General features: G+C 61.3%; 20 protein-coding genes. 15 read left to right on the top strand and 5 right to left on the bottom strand.

Going from position 1 to position 18,468, the window contains the following annotated elements; translation table 11 throughout:
* The first annotated feature begins 89 nt into the window (after positions 1-89).
* A complete protein-coding gene (locus tag AC1DUP_RS17115; RefSeq protein WP_477833308.1) occupies positions 90-1,163 on the top strand; it encodes an aldo/keto reductase in 1,074 nt (357 codons plus the stop codon).
* Positions 1,164-1,281: 118 nt separating this feature from the next.
* Here the strand turns inward: AC1DUP_RS17115 and AC1DUP_RS17110 are convergent, their stop codons facing one another.
* Positions 1,282-4,098 (bottom strand): phospholipase D-like domain-containing protein, encoded by a 2,817-nt coding sequence (locus AC1DUP_RS17110; RefSeq protein ID WP_477833306.1) that lies wholly within the window; start codon positions 4,096-4,098, stop codon positions 1,282-1,284.
* A gap of 261 nt (positions 4,099-4,359) precedes the next feature.
* Positions 4,360-5,316 (bottom strand): VOC family protein, encoded by a 957-nt coding sequence (locus tag AC1DUP_RS17105; protein ID WP_477833304.1) that lies wholly within the window; start codon positions 5,314-5,316, stop codon positions 4,360-4,362.
* 198 nt (positions 5,317-5,514) lie between these two features.
* Between AC1DUP_RS17105 and AC1DUP_RS17100 the strand changes: the two genes are divergently transcribed.
* The 5 genes from AC1DUP_RS17100 (at position 5,515) to AC1DUP_RS17080 (ending at position 8,442) form a co-directional block, all read left to right on the top strand.
* Positions 5,515-5,925 carry a universal stress protein gene (locus AC1DUP_RS17100; protein ID WP_113311745.1) on the top strand — a complete coding sequence of 137 codons (411 nt, stop codon included), beginning with the start codon at positions 5,515-5,517 and terminating at the stop codon, positions 5,923-5,925.
* An 11-nt stretch (positions 5,926-5,936) separates the two neighbouring features.
* On the top strand, positions 5,937-6,257 hold the full coding sequence (locus tag AC1DUP_RS17095) for a TraR/DksA family transcriptional regulator (protein WP_113300310.1): 321 nt from the start codon (positions 5,937-5,939) through the stop codon (positions 6,255-6,257).
* Between the two features lie 120 nt (positions 6,258-6,377).
* On the top strand, positions 6,378-7,046 hold the full coding sequence (trhA, locus tag AC1DUP_RS17090) for a PAQR family membrane homeostasis protein TrhA (RefSeq protein WP_113300311.1): 669 nt from the start codon (positions 6,378-6,380) through the stop codon (positions 7,044-7,046).
* Positions 7,047-7,090: 44 nt separating this feature from the next.
* Positions 7,091-7,639: a GNAT family N-acetyltransferase gene (locus tag AC1DUP_RS17085; protein ID WP_113300312.1), complete on the top strand. Its 549-nt coding sequence runs from the start codon at positions 7,091-7,093 to the stop codon at positions 7,637-7,639.
* Between the two features lie 104 nt (positions 7,640-7,743).
* Complete coding sequence (locus AC1DUP_RS17080) at positions 7,744-8,442, top strand: pentapeptide repeat-containing protein (RefSeq protein WP_477833300.1); 699 nt, start codon at positions 7,744-7,746, stop codon at positions 8,440-8,442.
* Positions 8,443-8,517: 75 nt separating this feature from the next.
* Here the strand turns inward: AC1DUP_RS17080 and AC1DUP_RS17075 are convergent, their stop codons facing one another.
* Positions 8,518-9,264 (bottom strand): class I SAM-dependent methyltransferase, encoded by a 747-nt coding sequence (locus tag AC1DUP_RS17075; RefSeq protein ID WP_115035497.1) that lies wholly within the window; start codon positions 9,262-9,264, stop codon positions 8,518-8,520.
* Positions 9,261-9,800, bottom strand: coding sequence for a GNAT family N-acetyltransferase (locus AC1DUP_RS17070; RefSeq protein ID WP_477833298.1), 540 nt, complete (start codon positions 9,798-9,800; stop codon positions 9,261-9,263). The genes AC1DUP_RS17075 and AC1DUP_RS17070 overlap by 4 nt, the downstream gene beginning before the upstream one ends.
* A gap of 76 nt (positions 9,801-9,876) precedes the next feature.
* On the opposite strand from AC1DUP_RS17070, the gene AC1DUP_RS17065 reads away from it, so the two are divergent.
* Positions 9,877-10,944: an NAD(P)/FAD-dependent oxidoreductase gene (locus AC1DUP_RS17065; protein WP_477833296.1), complete on the top strand. Its 1,068-nt coding sequence runs from the start codon at positions 9,877-9,879 to the stop codon at positions 10,942-10,944.
* A 31-nt stretch (positions 10,945-10,975) separates the two neighbouring features.
* Here the strand turns inward: AC1DUP_RS17065 and msrB are convergent, their stop codons facing one another.
* A complete protein-coding gene (msrB, locus tag AC1DUP_RS17060; protein ID WP_477833294.1) occupies positions 10,976-11,389 on the bottom strand; it encodes a peptide-methionine (R)-S-oxide reductase MsrB in 414 nt (137 codons plus the stop codon).
* A gap of 216 nt (positions 11,390-11,605) precedes the next feature.
* Here msrB and AC1DUP_RS17055 point away from each other — a divergent pair, with 216 nt between their 5' ends.
* From AC1DUP_RS17055 to mnhG, 8 genes are all read left to right on the top strand, one after another.
* The gene (locus AC1DUP_RS17055) at positions 11,606-11,809 is read left to right on the top strand and encodes a hypothetical protein (RefSeq protein WP_113301590.1); all 204 of its coding nucleotides are present in this window, start codon (positions 11,606-11,608) and stop codon (positions 11,807-11,809) included.
* Positions 11,810-11,942: 133 nt separating this feature from the next.
* Positions 11,943-14,303, top strand: coding sequence for a putative monovalent cation/H+ antiporter subunit A (locus AC1DUP_RS17050; RefSeq protein ID WP_477833292.1), 2,361 nt, complete (start codon positions 11,943-11,945; stop codon positions 14,301-14,303).
* A gap of 256 nt (positions 14,304-14,559) precedes the next feature.
* Positions 14,560-14,979: a Na+/H+ antiporter subunit B gene (locus AC1DUP_RS17045; protein ID WP_113310028.1), complete on the top strand. Its 420-nt coding sequence runs from the start codon at positions 14,560-14,562 to the stop codon at positions 14,977-14,979.
* The gene (locus AC1DUP_RS17040; RefSeq protein ID WP_113301593.1) at positions 14,979-15,356 is read left to right on the top strand and encodes a Na+/H+ antiporter subunit C; all 378 of its coding nucleotides are present in this window, start codon (positions 14,979-14,981) and stop codon (positions 15,354-15,356) included. Before AC1DUP_RS17045 ends, AC1DUP_RS17040 begins: the two co-directional genes overlap by 1 nt.
* Positions 15,357-15,534: 178 nt before the next feature.
* Positions 15,535-17,082: a Na+/H+ antiporter subunit D gene (locus AC1DUP_RS17035; RefSeq protein WP_477833291.1), complete on the top strand. Its 1,548-nt coding sequence runs from the start codon at positions 15,535-15,537 to the stop codon at positions 17,080-17,082.
* A complete protein-coding gene (locus AC1DUP_RS17030; RefSeq protein WP_477833290.1) occupies positions 17,079-17,558 on the top strand; it encodes a Na+/H+ antiporter subunit E in 480 nt (159 codons plus the stop codon). Before AC1DUP_RS17035 ends, AC1DUP_RS17030 begins: the two co-directional genes overlap by 4 nt.
* Positions 17,555-17,875: a cation:proton antiporter gene (locus AC1DUP_RS17025; protein WP_113301597.1), complete on the top strand. Its 321-nt coding sequence runs from the start codon at positions 17,555-17,557 to the stop codon at positions 17,873-17,875. Before AC1DUP_RS17030 ends, AC1DUP_RS17025 begins: the two co-directional genes overlap by 4 nt.
* On the top strand, positions 17,875-18,207 hold the full coding sequence (gene mnhG / locus AC1DUP_RS17020) for a monovalent cation/H(+) antiporter subunit G (RefSeq protein ID WP_113301656.1): 333 nt from the start codon (positions 17,875-17,877) through the stop codon (positions 18,205-18,207). Before AC1DUP_RS17025 ends, mnhG begins: the two co-directional genes overlap by 1 nt.
* Positions 18,208-18,468 lie beyond the last annotated feature (261 nt).

Raw genomic sequence — 18,468 nt, 5'->3', positions numbered from 1 at the left:
TATTTTCTAAAGAAGCCATGCCAATAATGTAGCATTGTTGCCAGTATCGGCAAGGCGCATCTTCTGTCTGCAACACAGGAGATTTATTCATGACCAACAGACTATCCCTTGACCGCTATCGTCTCCTCGGCCGTTCCGGCCTGCGCGTTTCGCCTCTGTCGCTCGGCGCCATGACCTTCGGAACCGACTGGGGCTGGGGCGCGGATGAAGAGGAGGCGCGCCGTATGTTCGACGCCTATGTCGATCGCGGCGGCAATTTCATCGACACCGCCAACCAATATACGGGCGGCACGTCCGAAACCCTCGTCGGCCGCTTTGCCGAAGGCCGCCGCGACGAGCTTGTCATCGCCACCAAATATACGATTACCTCGCGCCCCAGGGATCCGAACTCCGGCGGCAATCACCGCCGCAGCATGGTCCGTTCGGTGGAAGACAGCCTGAAGCGGCTGAATACCGATTACATCGATCTCTTCTACCTGCACGCCTGGGACTTCACGACCTCGGTCGAAGAGGTCATGCGCGGGCTGGACGATCTCGTCACCGCCGGCAAGATCGTTTATGCCGGCATTTCCGATACGCCGGCCTGGCAGGTCGCGCGCATGCAGACGCTGGCCGACCTTCGCGGTTGGGCGCCGCTGGTGGCTCTGCAGATCGAATACAGCCTGATCGAACGTACGGTGGAGCGCGAACTGATCCCTATGGCCGCTGAACTCGGCCTCGGCGTCATCCCCTGGTCGCCGCTCGGCATGGGTGTCCTCACCGGCAAATATAGTCGTGCCGACCTCGAGATCGGCGGTGGCACCGCAAGTGCCGTCGGCACCCGCAAGAATGTCGCTGCCGGCAACGGTTCGCTGACCGAGCGCAGCCTCGGCATCGCCGAGGTCGTGAAGGAAATCGCTGCCGAGATCGGCAAGACGCCCGCGCAGGTGGCGATCGCCTGGACGCTCACCAACCCGGCCGTAACGTCGCCGATCATGGGCGTGAAGACGATGGCCCAGCTCGAAGACAATCTCGGTGCGCTCGATGTTGTCCTGTCGGATGATCACCGCACCCGGCTGGCCGAAGCAAGCGCCATCGTTCTCGGCTTCCCGCATGATTTCCTCGCCAAACCACTGACGCGCGGCGTCATGTTCGGCGAGGTGACCATCGAGCCCCGTCGCTAAAGTCTGAGGCGTGCAAATGATAAAATGACGCCGGATACGGCGCCATTTGTCGTCTGGATGTTTTGCTTCGAAAGCGCAGCCCCTGCGCGTTCCGATCGCCGTTCGTGCCGCTCCGAAGTTACCGCCCAAGCGCGATCGAAAGCGGGACGGCAATGTAGCCTGACGGCGGTGCCGTCTCCCCTCCGGCCGGAGCGAGTACCGGCGGCGGCAGATTTTCATCTATTTTCGCCGGGCCGATACGGTTCCAGTCGTAGAGGAAGATCTCCTCGTAGAATTTGGCGATTTCGGCATCATAGAAGATCAGGCTCGCATCCCGGTTGAAGCCGGTGCCGGCCGTCGTCCAGTTGTGGCTGCCCATCAGCACGGCTTCGCTGTCGATGATGATTCCCTTGGTATGGCAGTTCTTCTGCTTGCGGATCTTGTTGGTATCGAAGCCGTAATCCTTGGCGTTGCTGATGATGTCGCGGTCCTCGGAGCCGAAGCTGCGGAAGATGATGCGCACGTCGAGCCCGCCTTTCTGCTTTTCGAGCAGCGCATCCAGCAGCCGGCGATAATTGTCGCCCACCGTCCTGGTGTTGAAGCTCTGGTTCTGGAAATAGATCCGGCTCTTGGCCGATTGAATGAACGGCAATACCACGTCGATATAGTTGTCGGGGGTCAGGATCGGCTGCACGTCGATTGTGCGCTCGCCGGTCAGCGGTTGGAAATAGCGCGGCTTTTGAGGCGCTTCGAGCGTGTCCATGGCGAGGTTGGCAGGCAGGAAGACCAGTTGTTCCGACACGATGCCGGCCTCCGTCACCGTCTTGGCCTCTTCCAGATCGCGCAGAATATGATCCTCGTAGAGTTTGCTGAGCTCAGCGTTTTCAAGGATGGCATGCCATTCGCGATTGTAGAGCCGGAGCGCCGATGGAGCGTCATCCTTGTTTGTCAAAGGCGCCACGTTGGGCTGGTTGGAGCTCTGCCAGTTGCCGCTCGAAAGCCACATGGCATTGTGGTCGCGCACGGCGACCTTGATATGGTAGGCGGAATCGAAGATGCCGTTCGTCCCGACGCTCGCCGGCGCGAAATCGAACTTGTTACCCTTTGCATCGCGGATCTGCGCGACCGCTTCGGCATCCGTCAGATCGCCATCGTGCACCTTGCCGCCCATCTGCAGCACCATGGAGATGGTTTCTGCCTGGCCCTTGACAGCATCCAGCACGCCATTGGCGACATTTGTCGCACCGAAATCGTACATGGCAACGACCAGCGACTTGCGGGTCTTCGACAGGAATGGGCCAAGCTGCGGCCAGCTCGCATCGGGTCCGGTATGGATGACGAATTTGCCATTGACCGGGCGCCGGGTCAGCGGCAGATCGGGACGCGGCTTGTAATTCGTATGCCAGCTCGGCTGCGCGGCCTCGTCCATGTCAATGCCGAAGAGATCCTGCGCCGAGGCAACGGTGATGTCGGTGCGCACGCCGTCAATATAATCAGGTAGTTTCGTGCGGCCGCGCGCTTCCAGGGCGCCCAGCTCGAGCTTGCGATTGACCGCGATCACAACGGCGCGCTGATCGGTGATCTCGCCATTCTCGAAGCGATAGCCCGGCTTGATGGCTACAACGTCGTCACGATTGGCAAGCTGAGATCTTGCGCTGCGGACCGCTGTAAATACCTGCTCCTTGGTCGGCATCGGAATCGGCGAGGGGGACGGCGGGTTGGGGCCGGAACCGGTCGTGCTCATGACGATGGACGGCCCCGACGGCGCGTTCGCCGGTCCGCCTGCGAGCGAGGATTGCAACGCCGCAGTGTCCAGTTCGACGGTAATCTTCAGCGGCACCGTGAATGTCACTTTGCTGCCGCTGCCGCTTCCACTTCCATCGCTATTGATCACGGCAATTTCCTCTTTCGGTGGCGGTTGGAGCAATCCTTGGGCACGCTGCAGGCAGCGCCGCAGAACGGCCGCCGGCACCGCGTCATTCTCGATGAATTCGGTTCCGCTGTAGTGAAGCCCCATCACCCTGCCGGTGCCGATGTCGAGCAACGGAGAGCCGGAATTGCCGCCGAGGGTGGAGCAGGAATGGGTGACACGGTTCTCGTCGGCTGCCAGCAGGTTGCCGACGGCGAGCCGCTTCTTGGTGAAGACGCCGCCAAAAATCTTTTCGGCGAGCCTCTGATCGGAGAAGCGGGAATCGCTGGCGGGATAGCCGATTGCGGCAACCGGCAGGTTGCGCACCGGCACCTCGGAGGCAAGGTCGAGCTTCAGACGGCCGACCGGCGAGGATTTCTGTTCCAGCTTCAGGAAGGCAACATCGGGTCCGTTTTCAGGCGCCACCCAGACGACGCGTTCGATCTTCACTTCGTCGCTGGCGGCGTTACCGAATTCCTCCAGGAAATCGATATTGACACCGATCTCGCGGCGCGCGTCGAAGCCGATCTTGAACTTGAAACCGGTGCCGCTTGCTTCCGCAAAAAGGTTGGCCACATGGCGGTTGGTGACGACAAGACCGTCATCGATCACCCATGCCGTTCCGGCATAGTCGCGGTCGGCATTGGTGACGTCGACACGGCCGATCGAAACCATCGCCCGGTCCACGTTCGCAGCGTTGTCCGTGAGGATGCGGCGCCAGGCCTTCGCTTCCTCTCGGGCGCTGTCAATGTCGACGGCATTGTTCCTGACAAGGAAAACCGGCGTACCCACGGCAAAGACGATCGTCTCCAAGTCGCCGACTGGAGGTGGGTCGATATCGACCCCTTCTTCGACTGGCTGATCTCGGTTCATCAATGCGCGTACGCCGCCGTAACGGACGTTCATGGCGCGGCCGGCTTCATCGAGCCAGCCAGGCTTTTGCGCGCTGCTCATCAGCGCGTTGATATCTGCCCGAACATCCGGCGGGCTGGCGGCTGCAACCTGCTCCGCTACCTGCCGGACGCGCTGAGAGTCCTCCACTGTCATTCTGCCTCCTCCGTCCGATGGCGGACGTCTCGTCGGTGTACGATGGGGATTGGCTGCGAAATCTATTGATGGTTGTAAACTGGAACGATACGTCCAGATTATTACAGCGGGATGATGGCGTCGAGCCCTGCGCTTGCGGTCGTCCTGAAAGCAAATATCGGCAAATATGCCGGGACTGTTTTGGAAATTACCTCAAAACAAAAGGACCGTTTCGGCAAAATACCAAAACGGTCCTCTCCAAGTGCCTTAAAAGTTATTCCTTCAGGCCGAGAGCGTCAGCCCGATGCCCCATGGATCTCTCAGGAAGACGCCGCCGTCGCGCTTCTCGCTCCTGATCTCCAGTTCGTCGAGCTTGGCAACGGCCTTGTCGAGCGTTTCCTTGTCGTTGAAACGGATCTTGTAGTCGGAAAGGCCGGTCATGTGGTCGGCGCGCGTGCCGGCGCCGCGGCTGTTCCAGATATTGGCTGCGAGATGGTGGTGATAGCCGCCGCTCGCAAAGAAGCTCGCGCTCGGATAACGCGCCATTACCTTCAGGCCAAGCACGTCGCGATAGAAGGCATCCGCCTGCGGAATGTCGCCGACCTGCAGATGGATGTGACCGATCGCGGTGCCGTCAGCCATGCCGGTCCAGGTATCGTCGGGCGCGCTGTTGTAGAGCGCCTGCAGGTCGAGCCGCAGCGTTGCCATTTCCACCATGCCGTCCGGATGGAACTTCCAGCTCTCATGCGGCCGGTCTGCATAGATTTCGATGCCGTTGCCCTCCGGATCGGAAAGGTAGATCGCCTCGCTGACCAGATGGTCGGACGCGCCTTCCAGCGTGACGTTGTTGTGCGCGGCATGGCGCAGCCAGCGGGCAAGTTCGGTGCGGCTTGGCATCAGGAAAGCGGTGTGGAAGAGGCCGGCGGCATTGCGGGGCGCCTCGCGCGCATTGCTGTCCGTCGTCAGCGTCAGCAACGGCAGGCCGGCGACGCCAAGGACTTCGCCGCTTGCGGTCTTTTCGAGCACCGAAAGGCCAAGCATCTTCTGATAGAAACCGGAAACCGCGGCCAGGTCTTTCACGACCAGATGCGACTGGTCGATATAGGCAGGGCGCGTCAGCGCATAGGAAGTTTCTGATGACGTCACGGAATGATCTCCTGCCCTGGAATTGAAAGGCGTACCGGCGGTGGTGGCAAATGTGCCGCCCGTAGCGAGCGCGAGGAATTTTCGCCGGTCCATTTGCCTGTAAGCTCCCCTCGGCTGCTGTACTTGATGCCTATATGATCTATTTGCATTGTTCACAGAAGGCCAGTTTTTGACGATGAAGCGTTCTGCAAACGTTGACGATCGCTTGGCCCCCACTTGATATCAGTCAATGCGCTTTATCTATCCGAGTAGGAAGTTGACCACGAAGAGCAACACCTCGAGGAGGATCGCATGTACAAGAAGATCATCGTTCCGATTGAAATCGGCAGCATCGATAAGGGCGAGAAGATTTTCCGCAACGCGGCAAAGCTGCTCGACAATGGCGGCGAGATCATCCTCCTCAATGTCGTCGAGGATATTCCGACCTATGTCGCCATCGAGCTGCCGGGAAACATCGTCGAAGATGCCATGAGGGAAGGCCGCGACCGGCTGGATGGCCTCGTCGCCAAGACCGGCATTCCGGCCGCCGTCGAAGTCCGCAACGGCCCGCCAGCCAACGGCATTCTTGCCGCGGCGGACAGCCACGGCGCCGACCTCATCATGATCGCCTCGCATATCCCCGATATCTATAACTACTTCATCGGCGCCACCGCCGACCGCGTGGTGCGCCACGCCAAGTGCTCGGTACTGGTGGATCGGTAGGACGTGAAACCATGGACACGAAACTTCAGGAAAAGATCCTGCGCGACCGCTGGCACGAGCTGACTGCGCGCCTGCGCAAGATCGATACGGACCTCGGCCGCACCAAGGCGGCCGATGACGAAGACCGCGCCATCGAGAACGAGAATGACGAGGTACTGGAAGGGCTCGGCCAGGCCGGTGAGGACGAGTTGCGCGCCATTGACGCCGCTCTCGAACGCATCGCCAAGGGCACCTATGGCACCTGCGCCCGTTGCGGCGCCGAGATATCCGAGGCCCGCCTTGCAGTGCTGCCGCAGACGCCGCTCTGCGAGGATTGTGCGGCAGGCAAGTAAGCGCGTCATCAAAAACGAGCATGGCTCGTCACAAAGATTTAACCTGACGCCACCGGGCGTCAGGTTGCGCCTTTACGAATTCAATGCGACCATCGCATCGCTATGAGTAAGGGTGCGTGCATGGCCGAAATCAACGGCATTCGCTGGGCTTACGACAGATATGAGCTGATCGCCGACGGCATCGTCCACGGCGTCGGTTTGTTCTTTGCCCTGATCGGCGTGACCGTGCTGATCTTCTACGCCACCCTCTGGAGCCCCGCCGGTGCGCTCGCTGCCGCCTGGGTTTACGGTGTCGGGCTGGTGCTGACGCTGGGCATTTCCTTTTCTTATAACATCTGGCCGGTTTCGCGCACCAAATGGTATCTGCGCCGGCTTGACCACTCGGCGATATTCATCCTGATCGCCGCCACCTATACGCCCTTTCTGGAGCGCGGCGCCGACGATCCGCTGCTCCTGGGCATGCTGATCGTCATCTGGGCGATCGCTGCCTTCGGCATTTTCGTCAAATGTGTCTTTCCGGGCAAATACGACAGGCTGGCGATCCTGCTTTATCTCGCCATGGGCTGGAGCGGCGTGCTGGTTGCCGAACCCGTCGCCTCGCGCATTCCCTATGCTTCCATGCTGCTGATCATCATCGGCGGCATCATCTATTCGCTGGGGGTCATCTTCCACGTCTGGGAGAGGCTGCGCTTCCAGAATGCCATCTGGCATGGCTTCGTTGTGGCCGCGGCTGCAGTGCATTATTCGGCCGTGCTGACCTGCTTCAGCCTCTCGGTTCCCGCCTTCTGATCTCTTGCTGATATCTGGCGTTTACATCGGCCCGCGCCCGGCGTATGCCCCGGCAGAAGACCATTCCGAACCGGGCCTGCCATATGACCGATACCGTTCTCATCCGGGACGCCGCCGAAGTCGATCTTGCTGCTATCCGTGATATCTACAATCACGCTGTCGAGCACACGACGGCGATCTGGAACGAAACGCTCGTCGATCTCGACAACCGGCTGGAATGGTTCAAGGCTCGCAAGGGCAGGGGCTTTCCGGTCATCGTCGCCGAAATGAACGGCGAGGTCGCCGGCTACGCCTCTTACGGCGACTGGCGCGCCTTTGACGGCTACCGTCACACGGTCGAGCATTCCGTCTATGTCGATAAGGACTGCCGCGGTGCGGGCATTGGCGAAAAGCTGATGCGCGAATTGATCGCGCGGGCGGGCGCCGGAAATATCCACGTCATGATCGCCGGCATCGAGGCAGAAAATGCCGCCTCCATCAAACTGCACGAGAAACTCGGCTTCCGCATTGCCGGCACATTTTCCGAAGTCGGCATCAAGTTTGGCCGCTGGCTCGATCTGACCTGCATGGAACTGCGCGTGCCGAAGACCTGACGGGAACTTCGAGAGATTGATTGCCGGCAAGGACTAACCATATTTTTATCGTAGTCTGCGCCTTGTAGAAATCTCTGGTAGCGCGACTCGCGGAGGAGAGGTTGATGTTTGGACGCTCGGTGCTCGGTCTTTCGGCTTTCTTGGCCATAACCGCCTATTCGCTGCCCGTTATGGCGGCCAGTTGCGGCAGCACGGCTTCGCCCGAGCTCGACTGGCAGGAGTGCAACAAGAAGAACCTGATGCTGCAGGGCAGCGACCTCCAGGGCGCCAATCTGGCCGGCACGGATTTCTCGCTGACCGATCTCGGCGGCGCCAATCTCAAATCCGTCAATGCCGAAAAGGCGACCCTTGTGCGCGCCTCGCTTGAAGGCGCTACCGCGCAGGGCGCGAACTTCGGAAAAATCGAAGCCTATCGATCGACGTTTGCCAGGGCCATCGCCGATGGTGCAAGCTTTGCCGGTGCGGAGTTGCAGCGGGCCGATTTCACCGGGGCGCAGCTGACGAAGGCCAACTTCGAGAAGGCCGAGCTGGGTCGGGCCAATTTCGACCAGGCGGTGCTGACAGGCGTCAGCTTCGCACTCGCCAATCTCTCCCGCGCCGATCTGACGAGCGCAAGCTTTGAAGGTCCGATCAGTTTCGACCGAGCCTTCATGTTTCTGACCCGCATCGAGGGGCTGGATCTTTCCGCCGCTACCGGCCTGCAACAGGCGCAGATCGACCTCGCCTGCGGCGATTCCTCCACCAAGCTGCCTTCGGGGCTCTCTGTCCCTTCGACCTGGCCTTGCCCGCAGGAGCAGGACTAGAGCAATTGCAGCAAAAAATGCACTACGGTTTGCGTCCGGAATTGCGTGAAAACAAAGAGATAGAGCCTTTCGTGCTCAGGCGAGACGACCGACCGGAATGATCTCGCGCGCCTGCGCATGAAAGGGGCTCCCCTCCCAGTCGCCGTACCAGGCGTCGACGGTCAGCCCGGCATCGCGCATCAAGCCGGAGAGCTTGTCGCGCGACGTATAGAGGATTTTCGAGCGTCCGGAGAAGTGCTCGCCGGTCGAGAGCACGCGATAACCGTTCTCATAGGAAAGAATGCCGGTCGCCTCATCGTAATGCGACCTGTCGGAGGCCTCGATCGCACCGAGGTCTGCATGTTCGAGCTGGCGCACGCTGCCATGGCGTACATCGCGCTTCCCGCGGAAACCGGGATTACGCGTATCGAACACGAACCGGCCGGCCGGGCCGAGATGTGCGGCGATCGTCGCAAGGGCGGCGCGCTGGTCCTCTTCCGTCAGGAAGACCTGGAAGGCGTGCCCCGTCAGCACGATGAGATCGTAACTCTTTCCGAGGCGAACGGTGCGGGCGTCACCCTCGACCCATTCCACCTTATCGCCACCCGCCCGCGACTTGCCGATATCGAGCATCGCTACAGCAGGATCGACGCCGGTGACGATACGCGTCGCGGCAAGGGCGGCCGTCAGTTCGCCGGTGCCGCAGCCGAGGTCGAGCGCAGACTGCGCGCCTTCCGCCAGCTTCATGCAGAAATCGAAATCCGGGCCCCAGCGATTGGCGGTATCGTAGAACTGTGCGAGCGCGGGGTCTCGATAGAGAGGATCATCGGAAATCTTGCTCATTCGCCTGAATTCTTCTCGCTGATGTAGAGATAGCGTTCCACTGTTTCGCCGGCCGCGTTCTGCTTGCTGAAGATCTCCCGTCGCTGATGCACCCGCCCGGCGACCTTCTGCGAGGGGAGATTTTCCAGGCTGACGATACTGACGAGGCGCGACAATCCCATGACTGAGAAGGCATGGTCACGACAGGCAAGGGCGGCTTCCGTGGCATAGCCCTTGCCCCAGTAATCCGGCCAGAGATGATAGCCGAGCTCCGGCTCCATTCCGCGCGATGTCTCCTGCAGCGTGATCCCGCAGTCGCCGAGCAGATCGCCGCTCTTGCGATCGATCATCGCCCAGAGGCCAAAACCATTCTTCTCGTAGCTTCCAAAGGCGAGCCTGTTGAAGAAATCGCGGGTTGCCGCGGCATCCTTCACTGAAGGATAGTACCGCATGCACAGCGGGTCGCCGAAGATGCGTTCAAGCGCCGGCAGGTCCGCAACGGTGATTTCGCGCAACATCAGCCGATCGCTGCGCAGGATTTCCCGGATGATGGCCATTGTTTCATCCCTCTGTCATGGAGCGCGCCTAAGCCGCGCCCACTTCTTCAGTTCGCTTTATACGAGAGGTCCCGCCATGGCATCCGCAAAGATAAGCGTCATCGTCGTCGGCGCCGGCATTGTCGGCGCATCGCTCGCCTTCCATTTCGCCCGCCGCGGGGCCGCCGTCCACGTGGTGGAAGAGGGCGCGCAGGCGGGCAGCGGCGTGACGGCGCGCGCCTTCGGCTGGGTGAATATCATCAACATCGCTCCGGGAGCGGTCAATTACCGCCTGGTGCAGGAGGCGCTCGCCGACTATGCCCGCCTGCAGGCCGATCTGCCGGATGCTTTTGTCGCCGCACGTCCCGGCTCGCTGTTCTGGCTTGGAGGTGCTGCCGAGACCGAGGCCTTCGCCGCAGCCCATCGCGCTGAAGGGACCGATGTCGAACTGGTAAATGCCGCGACCATCACCGCATGGGAGCCCAATCTACGCCAGCCTCCAGCCTGCGCCATGTTCTCGCCTCGCGATCTCGCGCTCGATCCTGCAAGGCTGGCGCGGGACCTGATCGATGCGTCCGGTGCGACTGCCACGTTCGGCCGCAAGGTCGAAAACCTCATCCTTTCGGGTGACAGAGTGAGCGGTGTACGCTTCGCCGATGGCGGCATGGTCGAAGCCGATCTTGTGATCCTGGCAGGTGGAACCGCCGTTGACAAACTGGCAGAAAGCGTCGGCTTCCGCAGCGCCGTCGAAGCCTCGCCCTCGATCATCCTGCGCTATAGTTGCGCCGCGCCCGTCGTAAACCGTATCCTCCGCGGCCCCGGCCTGGAAATCCGCCAGTCGGGGGATAACATACTGCATGTCGCCAAGGGCTATATCGACGATACGGCAGAGAATGCGCCGAAGAGGATTGGCGAACGGATACTCAAAGTGATGCACGAGCGCCTGCACCTGCCGGATGGCGTGGCGCTCGTCGAGGCTGCCGCAGGCTATCGGCCCTTCTTTTCCGACGGAATGCCGCGGCTTGGTTTCCTGCCCGGCATTGAGGGCGCCTATGTCGCCGTCGGCCATCCGGGCGTCATCCTGGCACCGCTACTGGGGCGGCTCGCCGCAGAGCATGTGCTGGACGGGCAGCGTTCGCCGCTCGTTGCTGCCGGCCTGATATGAAAAAGCGGACCCGGCGGGGTCCGCTTTTTCTTTATTTGCCGGGTTCGAAAACCATGGAATGCCCGTTGATGCAGTAGCGCAGGCCGGTCGGCGGCGGCCCGTCCGGGAAGACGTGGCCGAGATGGGCCTCGCAGGTGCCGCAGCGGATTTCCGTGCGCACCATGCCATAGGTGCTGTCGCGATGCTCGGTCACCGAGTCAGGGGAAACCGGCTCGAAATAGCTCGGCCAGCCGCATCCGGCATCGAACTTGGTGTCCGAGCGGAAGAGCGGCGCATTGCAGCCGACGCAGCGGTAGAGGCCGGTCTCGAAGGAATCCCAGTAGGGACCGGTAAAGGCGCGTTCGGTGCCGTGCTCGCGCGTGATGCGGTACTGCTCGGGGGTCAGCAGTTCCTTCCATTCGGCATCGGTCTTGTGAACTTTCGGTGTGGTGGTCGTTTCGGCCATGGAGTGCTCCTTTCGCCGATGGGGGCAATCTCTTTCGTGCGCAAATGTGGTGCGCTGAGCGCGATTGATCAAGTCTGGGATCGGGCCTCGGGATCAAACCGTGCCGTCTCACCGCCCAATTCGCCATCTACTCAATTTGGGGGAAGACGACGAATCACCCGTGCTTTATCTTTAATGTGCCATTAAGCTTAATACTGCGTGTTTCGGGGACAAACGGTGTTTCACACTCTGATTATTGTTCTATACGGCGCAGTCGCCGCGATCGCCTTGGGCATGAGCCTGCTGGAAGGCTGGGTCAATCATGATCGCTGGACGGTGCACCGCATTGCCGGGCTGATCGCCTGCCTTTTCTGGCCGCTGCCGCTTGTTTTCTTCGTCCTGCACGGTTCCGTTTCCCGTCTCGCGACGCGTTTTTCCTGAACGTCAAACCTGCGAACACAGCCGCCTGCATCCATTGCGGGTTGCCGAAATCGCTTGAGGCTATCAGCCGATTCACCTAAGCCTTGGAAAAAGCCGGTTTTGCCGGCCTTCATCCGTGCTGCAGGGAGGGGACATGGCCGATGTCACGGCTCTGACATTTTTGGCCCTGTGTCTGCCGCTGATCGGTGCTCTCGCCGCTCCCTTCATCATCCGCGTCTTGGGCGCAGGCGGCGCCTGGGTGCTCGCTGTCGCCCCTTTGCTCGCCTTCCTGCATTTCCTGCGTCTCGTGCCGCAGATCGCGCGCGGCGAAATCGTAATCGGCGGTTATGACTGGGTGCCGGGCCTGGGCGTCCGCTTTTCCTGGTTCCTCGACGGATTGTCGCTCACCTTTGCTCTGTTGATTACCGGCATCGGCACGCTGATCGTGCTCTATGCCGGCGGATATCTCAAAGGCCATCCGGATCAGGGCCGGTTCTTCTCCTTCATCTTTCTCTTCATGGGCGCGATGCTGGGCGTCGTGATCTCCGACAGCTTCCTGATGTTCTTCATTTTCTGGGAGCTCACCTCGATCACCTCCTTCCTGCTGATTGGTTTCGATCATGAACGAGAAGCGGCACGACGCGCAGCGCTCCAGGCGCTGGTCGTGACAGGCGGGGGAGGGCTGCTGCTGCTCGCCGGCTTGCTCATCCTCTGGGACATGACCGGCGTCGCGCAGCTATCCGACCTGCTGCAGTTCGGCGACGTCGTCAGGGGCAGCCCGCTCTACTTGGCGGCGCTGCTGCTGGTGCTCGGCGGCGCTTTCACCAAGTCGGCACAGTTTCCCTTCCATTTCTGGCTGCCGAACGCCATGGAAGCGCCGACTCCCGTTTCCGCCTATCTGCATTCCGCCACCATGGTGAAGGCCGGCGTCTATCTGCTGATGCGGCTGAACCCGGTCATGGGCGCGACGCCAGCATGGGAGGTCCTGCTGCCCGTCTTCGGTGGCCTGACGCTCGTTGTGGGCTCCGTGCTCGCCATACGCCAGACGGATCTGAAGCTGAAGCTTGCCTATACGACCGTTTCGTCCCTTGGCCTGCTGGTGATGCTGACCGGCTTCGGCTCGGCCTATGCCGTCGAAGCGGCGGTGCTTTATCTGGTGGCGCATTCGCTCTTCAAGGGAGCGCTCTTCATGGTCGCGGGTATCATTGACCATGAGACCGGCACGCGGAACATCACGCGACTTCGGGGCCTGAGAAAGGCCATGCCACTGACCTTCGCGATCGCCATGACCGCCGGAATGTCCATGGCCGGCCTGCCACCTTTCTTCGGCTTCCTGGCCAAGGAGGAAATCTATGCGGCACTTGCCGGTGGCGATCCCTATTCCATCCTCGCCACCGCAGTCGCCATTTTCGGCAATGCGCTGATGTTCGCGATCGCCTTTGCCGTGGCGCTGAGACCCTTCTTCGGCCCGCCGGTCGAGACACCGAAACATCCGCACGAGGCGCCGATCCTGCTCTGGTTCGGCCCGGCCGTTCTTGCTCTGGCAGGTCCGCTTGCCGCACTCTTTTCCGGCGTCACGAATCGCATGATTTCCTCGCCAATGGCTTCCGCCGTGGCGGGCTGGCCCATGGCAGTCTCCATTTCGCTTGTCCCCCATGTCGGCGTGCCGCTTGCCCTGTCCCTGCTGACGATAGGGCTCGGCATCGCCGTCTATTGGCAGCTCGACCGCGCCCGTGCGCTCGTGGCCTATATGCTGCGTTCCGCCCACGGCCCTGATCGTGGTTTCGATCACGCCATCGCCGGGCTTGTCCGTTTCGCCCATCGCGTCATCGGTATCGTCCAGCCGGGACGTCTGGATATCTACGTCGCCTGTACCTTCCTAAGCGTCGCGGCAATTCTGCTCGTGCCGCTCGTCACCCACGGCGAACTTCCGGCGACTTTTGTTTGGCCCAACGACCTGCGCCTCCATGAAGCCGGCATCATGCTCATCGCTGTGCTCGGCCTTCTTGCCGTCCTGATCGCCCGCGACCGGCTGACGGCGATCGTCTCGCTCGGCATTCAGGGTTTCGCAGTTGCGCTGATCTTCCTGCTCTTCGGCGCCCCCGACCTCGCTTTTACCCAGTTCATGGTCGAAACGCTCGCGGTCGTCATCCTCGCCCTCGTCATGACCCGGCTGCGCCTTTCACCGACCGATCCGCGCCACGGCGCCCGCCGTCTCTTCGATATCGCCCTTTCGCTCGCCTGCGGCCTGGGCTTGGCACTACTCCTGATGCGGGCCACGGAGGCGCCGTTCAACACGGCGCTCAGCGATTTCTTCAATGCCCATTCAAAGCTGATCGCCCACGGCGCCAATGTCGTGAACGTCATCATCGTCGATTTCCGCGGTACGGACACGCTCGGCGAAATCGCCGTCGTCGCGGTGACGGGACTGGCGATCCTCGCGCTCATCCGCATTCGCGGCAATACGGAGCGGCGGCTGGCAACGAACGATCCGGACGCGGAGGGCGCAGAATGATGTTTGCCAGCCCGACGCGCTTTCCCAAGCTCCTTCATTCCTGTGCTTGTCACAGGAATCCAGTATGCGCAGGTCCTTGGGCGCCGAAGACCCTTTCCCTTGCAGCGTATGAGGTGTTCACGGCGTGGACGCACAGTGGCTGGATCCCTGAGGCAAGCACAGGAAAGAGGGACAGAGGGTTGCCCCGGACAAACCACTTGAACGTTTGCAATCGGTCTTCTGCCTATCCGGTTACGCCTCTTCATGGAGGCACGCCATGAACACCCTCATCTTCCGCACCATCGCCCCCTTCATCACCGCGCTGATGCTGCTTTTCTCCGTCTTCATCCTGCTGCGCGGCCACAACGAACCCGGCGGCGGCTTCATCGGCGGGCTGATCGCAGCCTCGGCGCTCGCGATCTACGGCATTGCCTTCGGTGTGGAAGCAGTACGCCGGGCGATCCGCTTCCACCCGCTGGCGATTGCCGGCTTCGGGCTGCTGCTCTCCTGCCTCGCCGGGCTGATCTCCGTCCTCTTTGCCGTGCCCTTCATGACCGGCCTCTGGGTCTATCCCGTCCTCTTCGGTGTGGAAGTGCCGCTCTCCACGGTCATGCTGTTCGATCTCGGCGTCTATTTCGTCGTGCTCGGCGCAGTCGCCTCGATTGCGCTGGCACTGGAAGAAAGGGAGGTCGACTGATGGAAGCGCTTTTCGCCATCCTCGTCGGTCTGTTCTTCTCGGCCGCCGTCTATCTGATGCTGTCACGCTTCTCGATCCGCATCATGCTCGGCATTGCCATTCTCGGCAATGCCGTGAACCTTCTGATCTTCACGGCAGGAAGGCTGACCCGGGAAGTTCCGCCGATCATCCCCGCTGGCGCTGACATACTGCCATCGGGTGCCGCAAATCCGCTGCCGCAGGCGCTGATCCTGACCGCGATCGTCATCTCATTTTCCTTCCTCGCCTTCCTGCTGGTGTTGACCTATCGCGCCTATCAGGAGCTCGGCACCGACGATACGACCCGCATGCATGATGCTGAACCTGAAGACCGGCCGCTGCCGCCGTTGGGGTATTGAGGATGGCTGTGCGGATGCTCACCCCCCTCTGCCCTGCCGGGCATCTCCCCCACAAGGGGGGAGATCGACCCGTGGCCCGACCTTCGCACATCGCTGACGTACTGCAGTTTGGGACGCTTCTTGTTTGGGGAAGCCCGCACTTCCGGCCGATCTTCCCCCTCGTGGGAGGCACCGCCTAATGGCCGCCCCCGTCTCCGATCTCTCTGCCGCCATGGTCACCGCTCCGATCCCGCTGGTCCATTGGCTGGCGATCCTGCCGGTCGCGGTTTGCATCAGCCTCGGCGCGCTGCTCTTGATGCTGCGCAGCTTTCCCCGCCTGCAGGCATGGATCGCCATTACCGGCCTCGCCGTTCTCGTGCTTCTCGACGCCGCTCTCCTACGACAGGTCGTCCAACACGGCCCGCTCACCATGGTCATGGGCCGCTGGCTGCCGCCCTTCGGCATCGCTTTCACAGTGGATATCCTTGGCGCGTTGATGGCGCTCGCTGCGGCCATAGTCGCCCTTGCCGCCGGCATCTATGCTCTGTCGGATACGACCGAAAGCGGCCGGAGATACGGTTTTTTCCCGCTGCTGATGCTGCTGATATCAGGTGTCACCGGCGCCTTCCTGACCGGCGATATTTTCAACCTCTATGTCTGGTTCGAGGTGCTGCTCATCTCCTCCTTCGGCCTGCTGATCCTAGGTTCCGAACGGGCGCAGATCGATGGCGCGCTGAAATATGCGGTGCTGAACCTCATCGCCACAACGCTGTTCCTGATATCGGTCGGCATCCTCTATGCGAGCTTCGGCACGCTCAACATGGCCGATATTGCCGAGCGGTCGGCAGGCCTTGCCGGCACCGCGCCATTGATGACGCTTGCCTGCCTCTTCCTGCTCGCCTTCGCCATGAAGGCCGCGGCCTTTCCGGTCAATTTCTGGCTGCCGGCCTCCTATCACACGCCGCGCATTGCCGTTTCCGCGCTCTTTGCCGGCCTGCTGACCAAGGTGGGTGTCTATGCACTGCTGCGCGTCCTCGTCATGCTGCTGCCGGCCGAACGGGATGAACTCAGCCTGCTGATAGCCATAGTCGGTGCCCTGACCGTCCTCGTCGGCGCATTGGGCGCTCTCGCCGAAACCGACCTGCGCCGGCTGCTCGGCTATGTGGTGATCTCGGGCATCGGCAACATGCTGATCGGCGCTGCTCTTGGCACAGTGGACGGCCTGGGTGGCGCCGTCTTTTACGCATTGCATTCGGTCGTACTGATGACGGCGCTCTATCTTCTCGTCGGCGAGGCGGGAAGGCGGGGTGGCTCCTTCTCGCTTGCCGCGCTCGGTGGTCTCTATCGCCAGAACGGCTGGTTCGCGGCGATTTCGTTCATGCTGCTCTTCGCCGCCTGCGGCCTGCCGCCCTTTTCCGGCTTCTGGCCGAAAGTGCTGCTGGTCAAGGCCTCGCTCGATCTTGGTGCCTGGTGGCTGGCCGGCGCGATCCTGCTCGGCGGCTTCCTGCTGACGATCACCATCGGCCGTGTCTTCCTGCTCGCTTACTGGCGTCCATCCCCGCTGCTCCTGCCGCCGATGCGGACCGGCTGGACGGCCGGTTTGCCGCTTGCGGCATTGACGATCCTCGTCATCGGTTTCGGCATCCTGCCGGAGCAATTGCTGCAGCTCGTCCGGTCGGCAGCCGATGGGCTGGCGGATCCCTCCGCCTACATCTTCTCCGTCTTTCCGGAAGGGGCTCTGCAATGATCGTCCTGTTCCTCAGCCTGCCACTTGCCATCGCCTGGGTTGCCGTGACAGGCAGCGCTTCGCCGCATAATTTCGTTCTCGGCCTGGCCCTGTCGCTGCTGTCGCTTGCTGTCGTGCGTGAGGCCTTTGCCCGCCGTTCGCTGCCGCGCCGTATCCGTCCGCTGCGCGTCCTCCTGTTGGCCGGCCTTTTCCTGAAGGAGTTGGCGCTTTCCGCCTGGCGGGTGGCGCTGACGGTGCTGTCGCCGCGCATGCAGCTCACGCCCGGCATTCTTGCATTCCCGCTGAGCGTGACGAGCGATTTCCAGATCGCCCTGCTTGCCAATCTCATCACACTGACGCCGGGAACACTCTCCGTCGATGTCTCCGATGATCGGCGCACGCTCTATGTCCATGCACTGGATTGCGCCGATCCTGAGACGGTCAGGCGCGGCATTGCTGATGGTTTCGAACGCCGCATCATGGAGGCCTTCGGATGATAACGCCCGCCGCCATCGTTTCCGCCGCGGCCATAACAGCGCTTGGCATCCTCTGCGTTGCCTTGCTTGTCACCGTCTGGAGGGTCATCGTCGGCCCCAGCCTGCCGGATCGAATCCTGGCGCTCGACATGCTGACGGGTATCGCGATCGGCTTCATCGCCGTCGTCGCTGTGCGTACCGGCTTCTCGCTTTACATCGATATCGCCATCGCGCTCGGCCTCGTCGGCTTCCTGGCAACGGTCGCCTTCGCCCGTTTCGTGCTCTCGCGCGGAAAGGCGGGAGAAGCTGAGCCTGTGACGCGAAGGAGGAGCGAATGATGATGGACTACGCGCTGGCGATAATCACTGCGGTCCTGCTGCTGGCTGGCGCGTTCTTCGCGCTGGTGGCTGCGATCGGTATCGTGCGCTTGCCGGATCTCTACACGCGCATGCACGCCGCCTCCAAGGCCGGCACGGTCGGTTCCGGCCTGTTGTTGCTTGCCGCCGGGCTTTACTCAGGTGAACTTGCCGTGCTTGTGAGGGCGCTCGCCGGTTTCCTCTTTTTCATCTTGACGGCGCCGGTTTCTGCACACCTTCTTGCGAGAGCTTCGCATAAAACTGGACATTTCCCGGTCCTTACCTCAGTACGTGACGATATGCGAATACGCTAGGATGAGGGCTATTCAGAATTTTAAGCAATTTTACGCAAACTTATGCACTGGAAGCACGAGTAAAGCTTGCTGAACTGCTGACCAATTCTTTGTGATGGATTTTTTTTCTAGGAAAATCACAATTAATAATTGGCCTTTTTGGAAAACGATGCTATTTGAAAAACTAAGTAGAGTTCTGATTGTGAATTAGAATCGTACTGCTTCCAAGTCCCTTAGCCTTGATTGCCAATGTCTAACTGGGTGACGGCCTGGAAGAATACG

The organism is Rhizobium sp. 01L419 (assembly GCF_056400025.1).
Note: the sequence above shows the minus strand (reverse complement) of the source record. Positions and strands in the feature narration are given on the sequence as shown.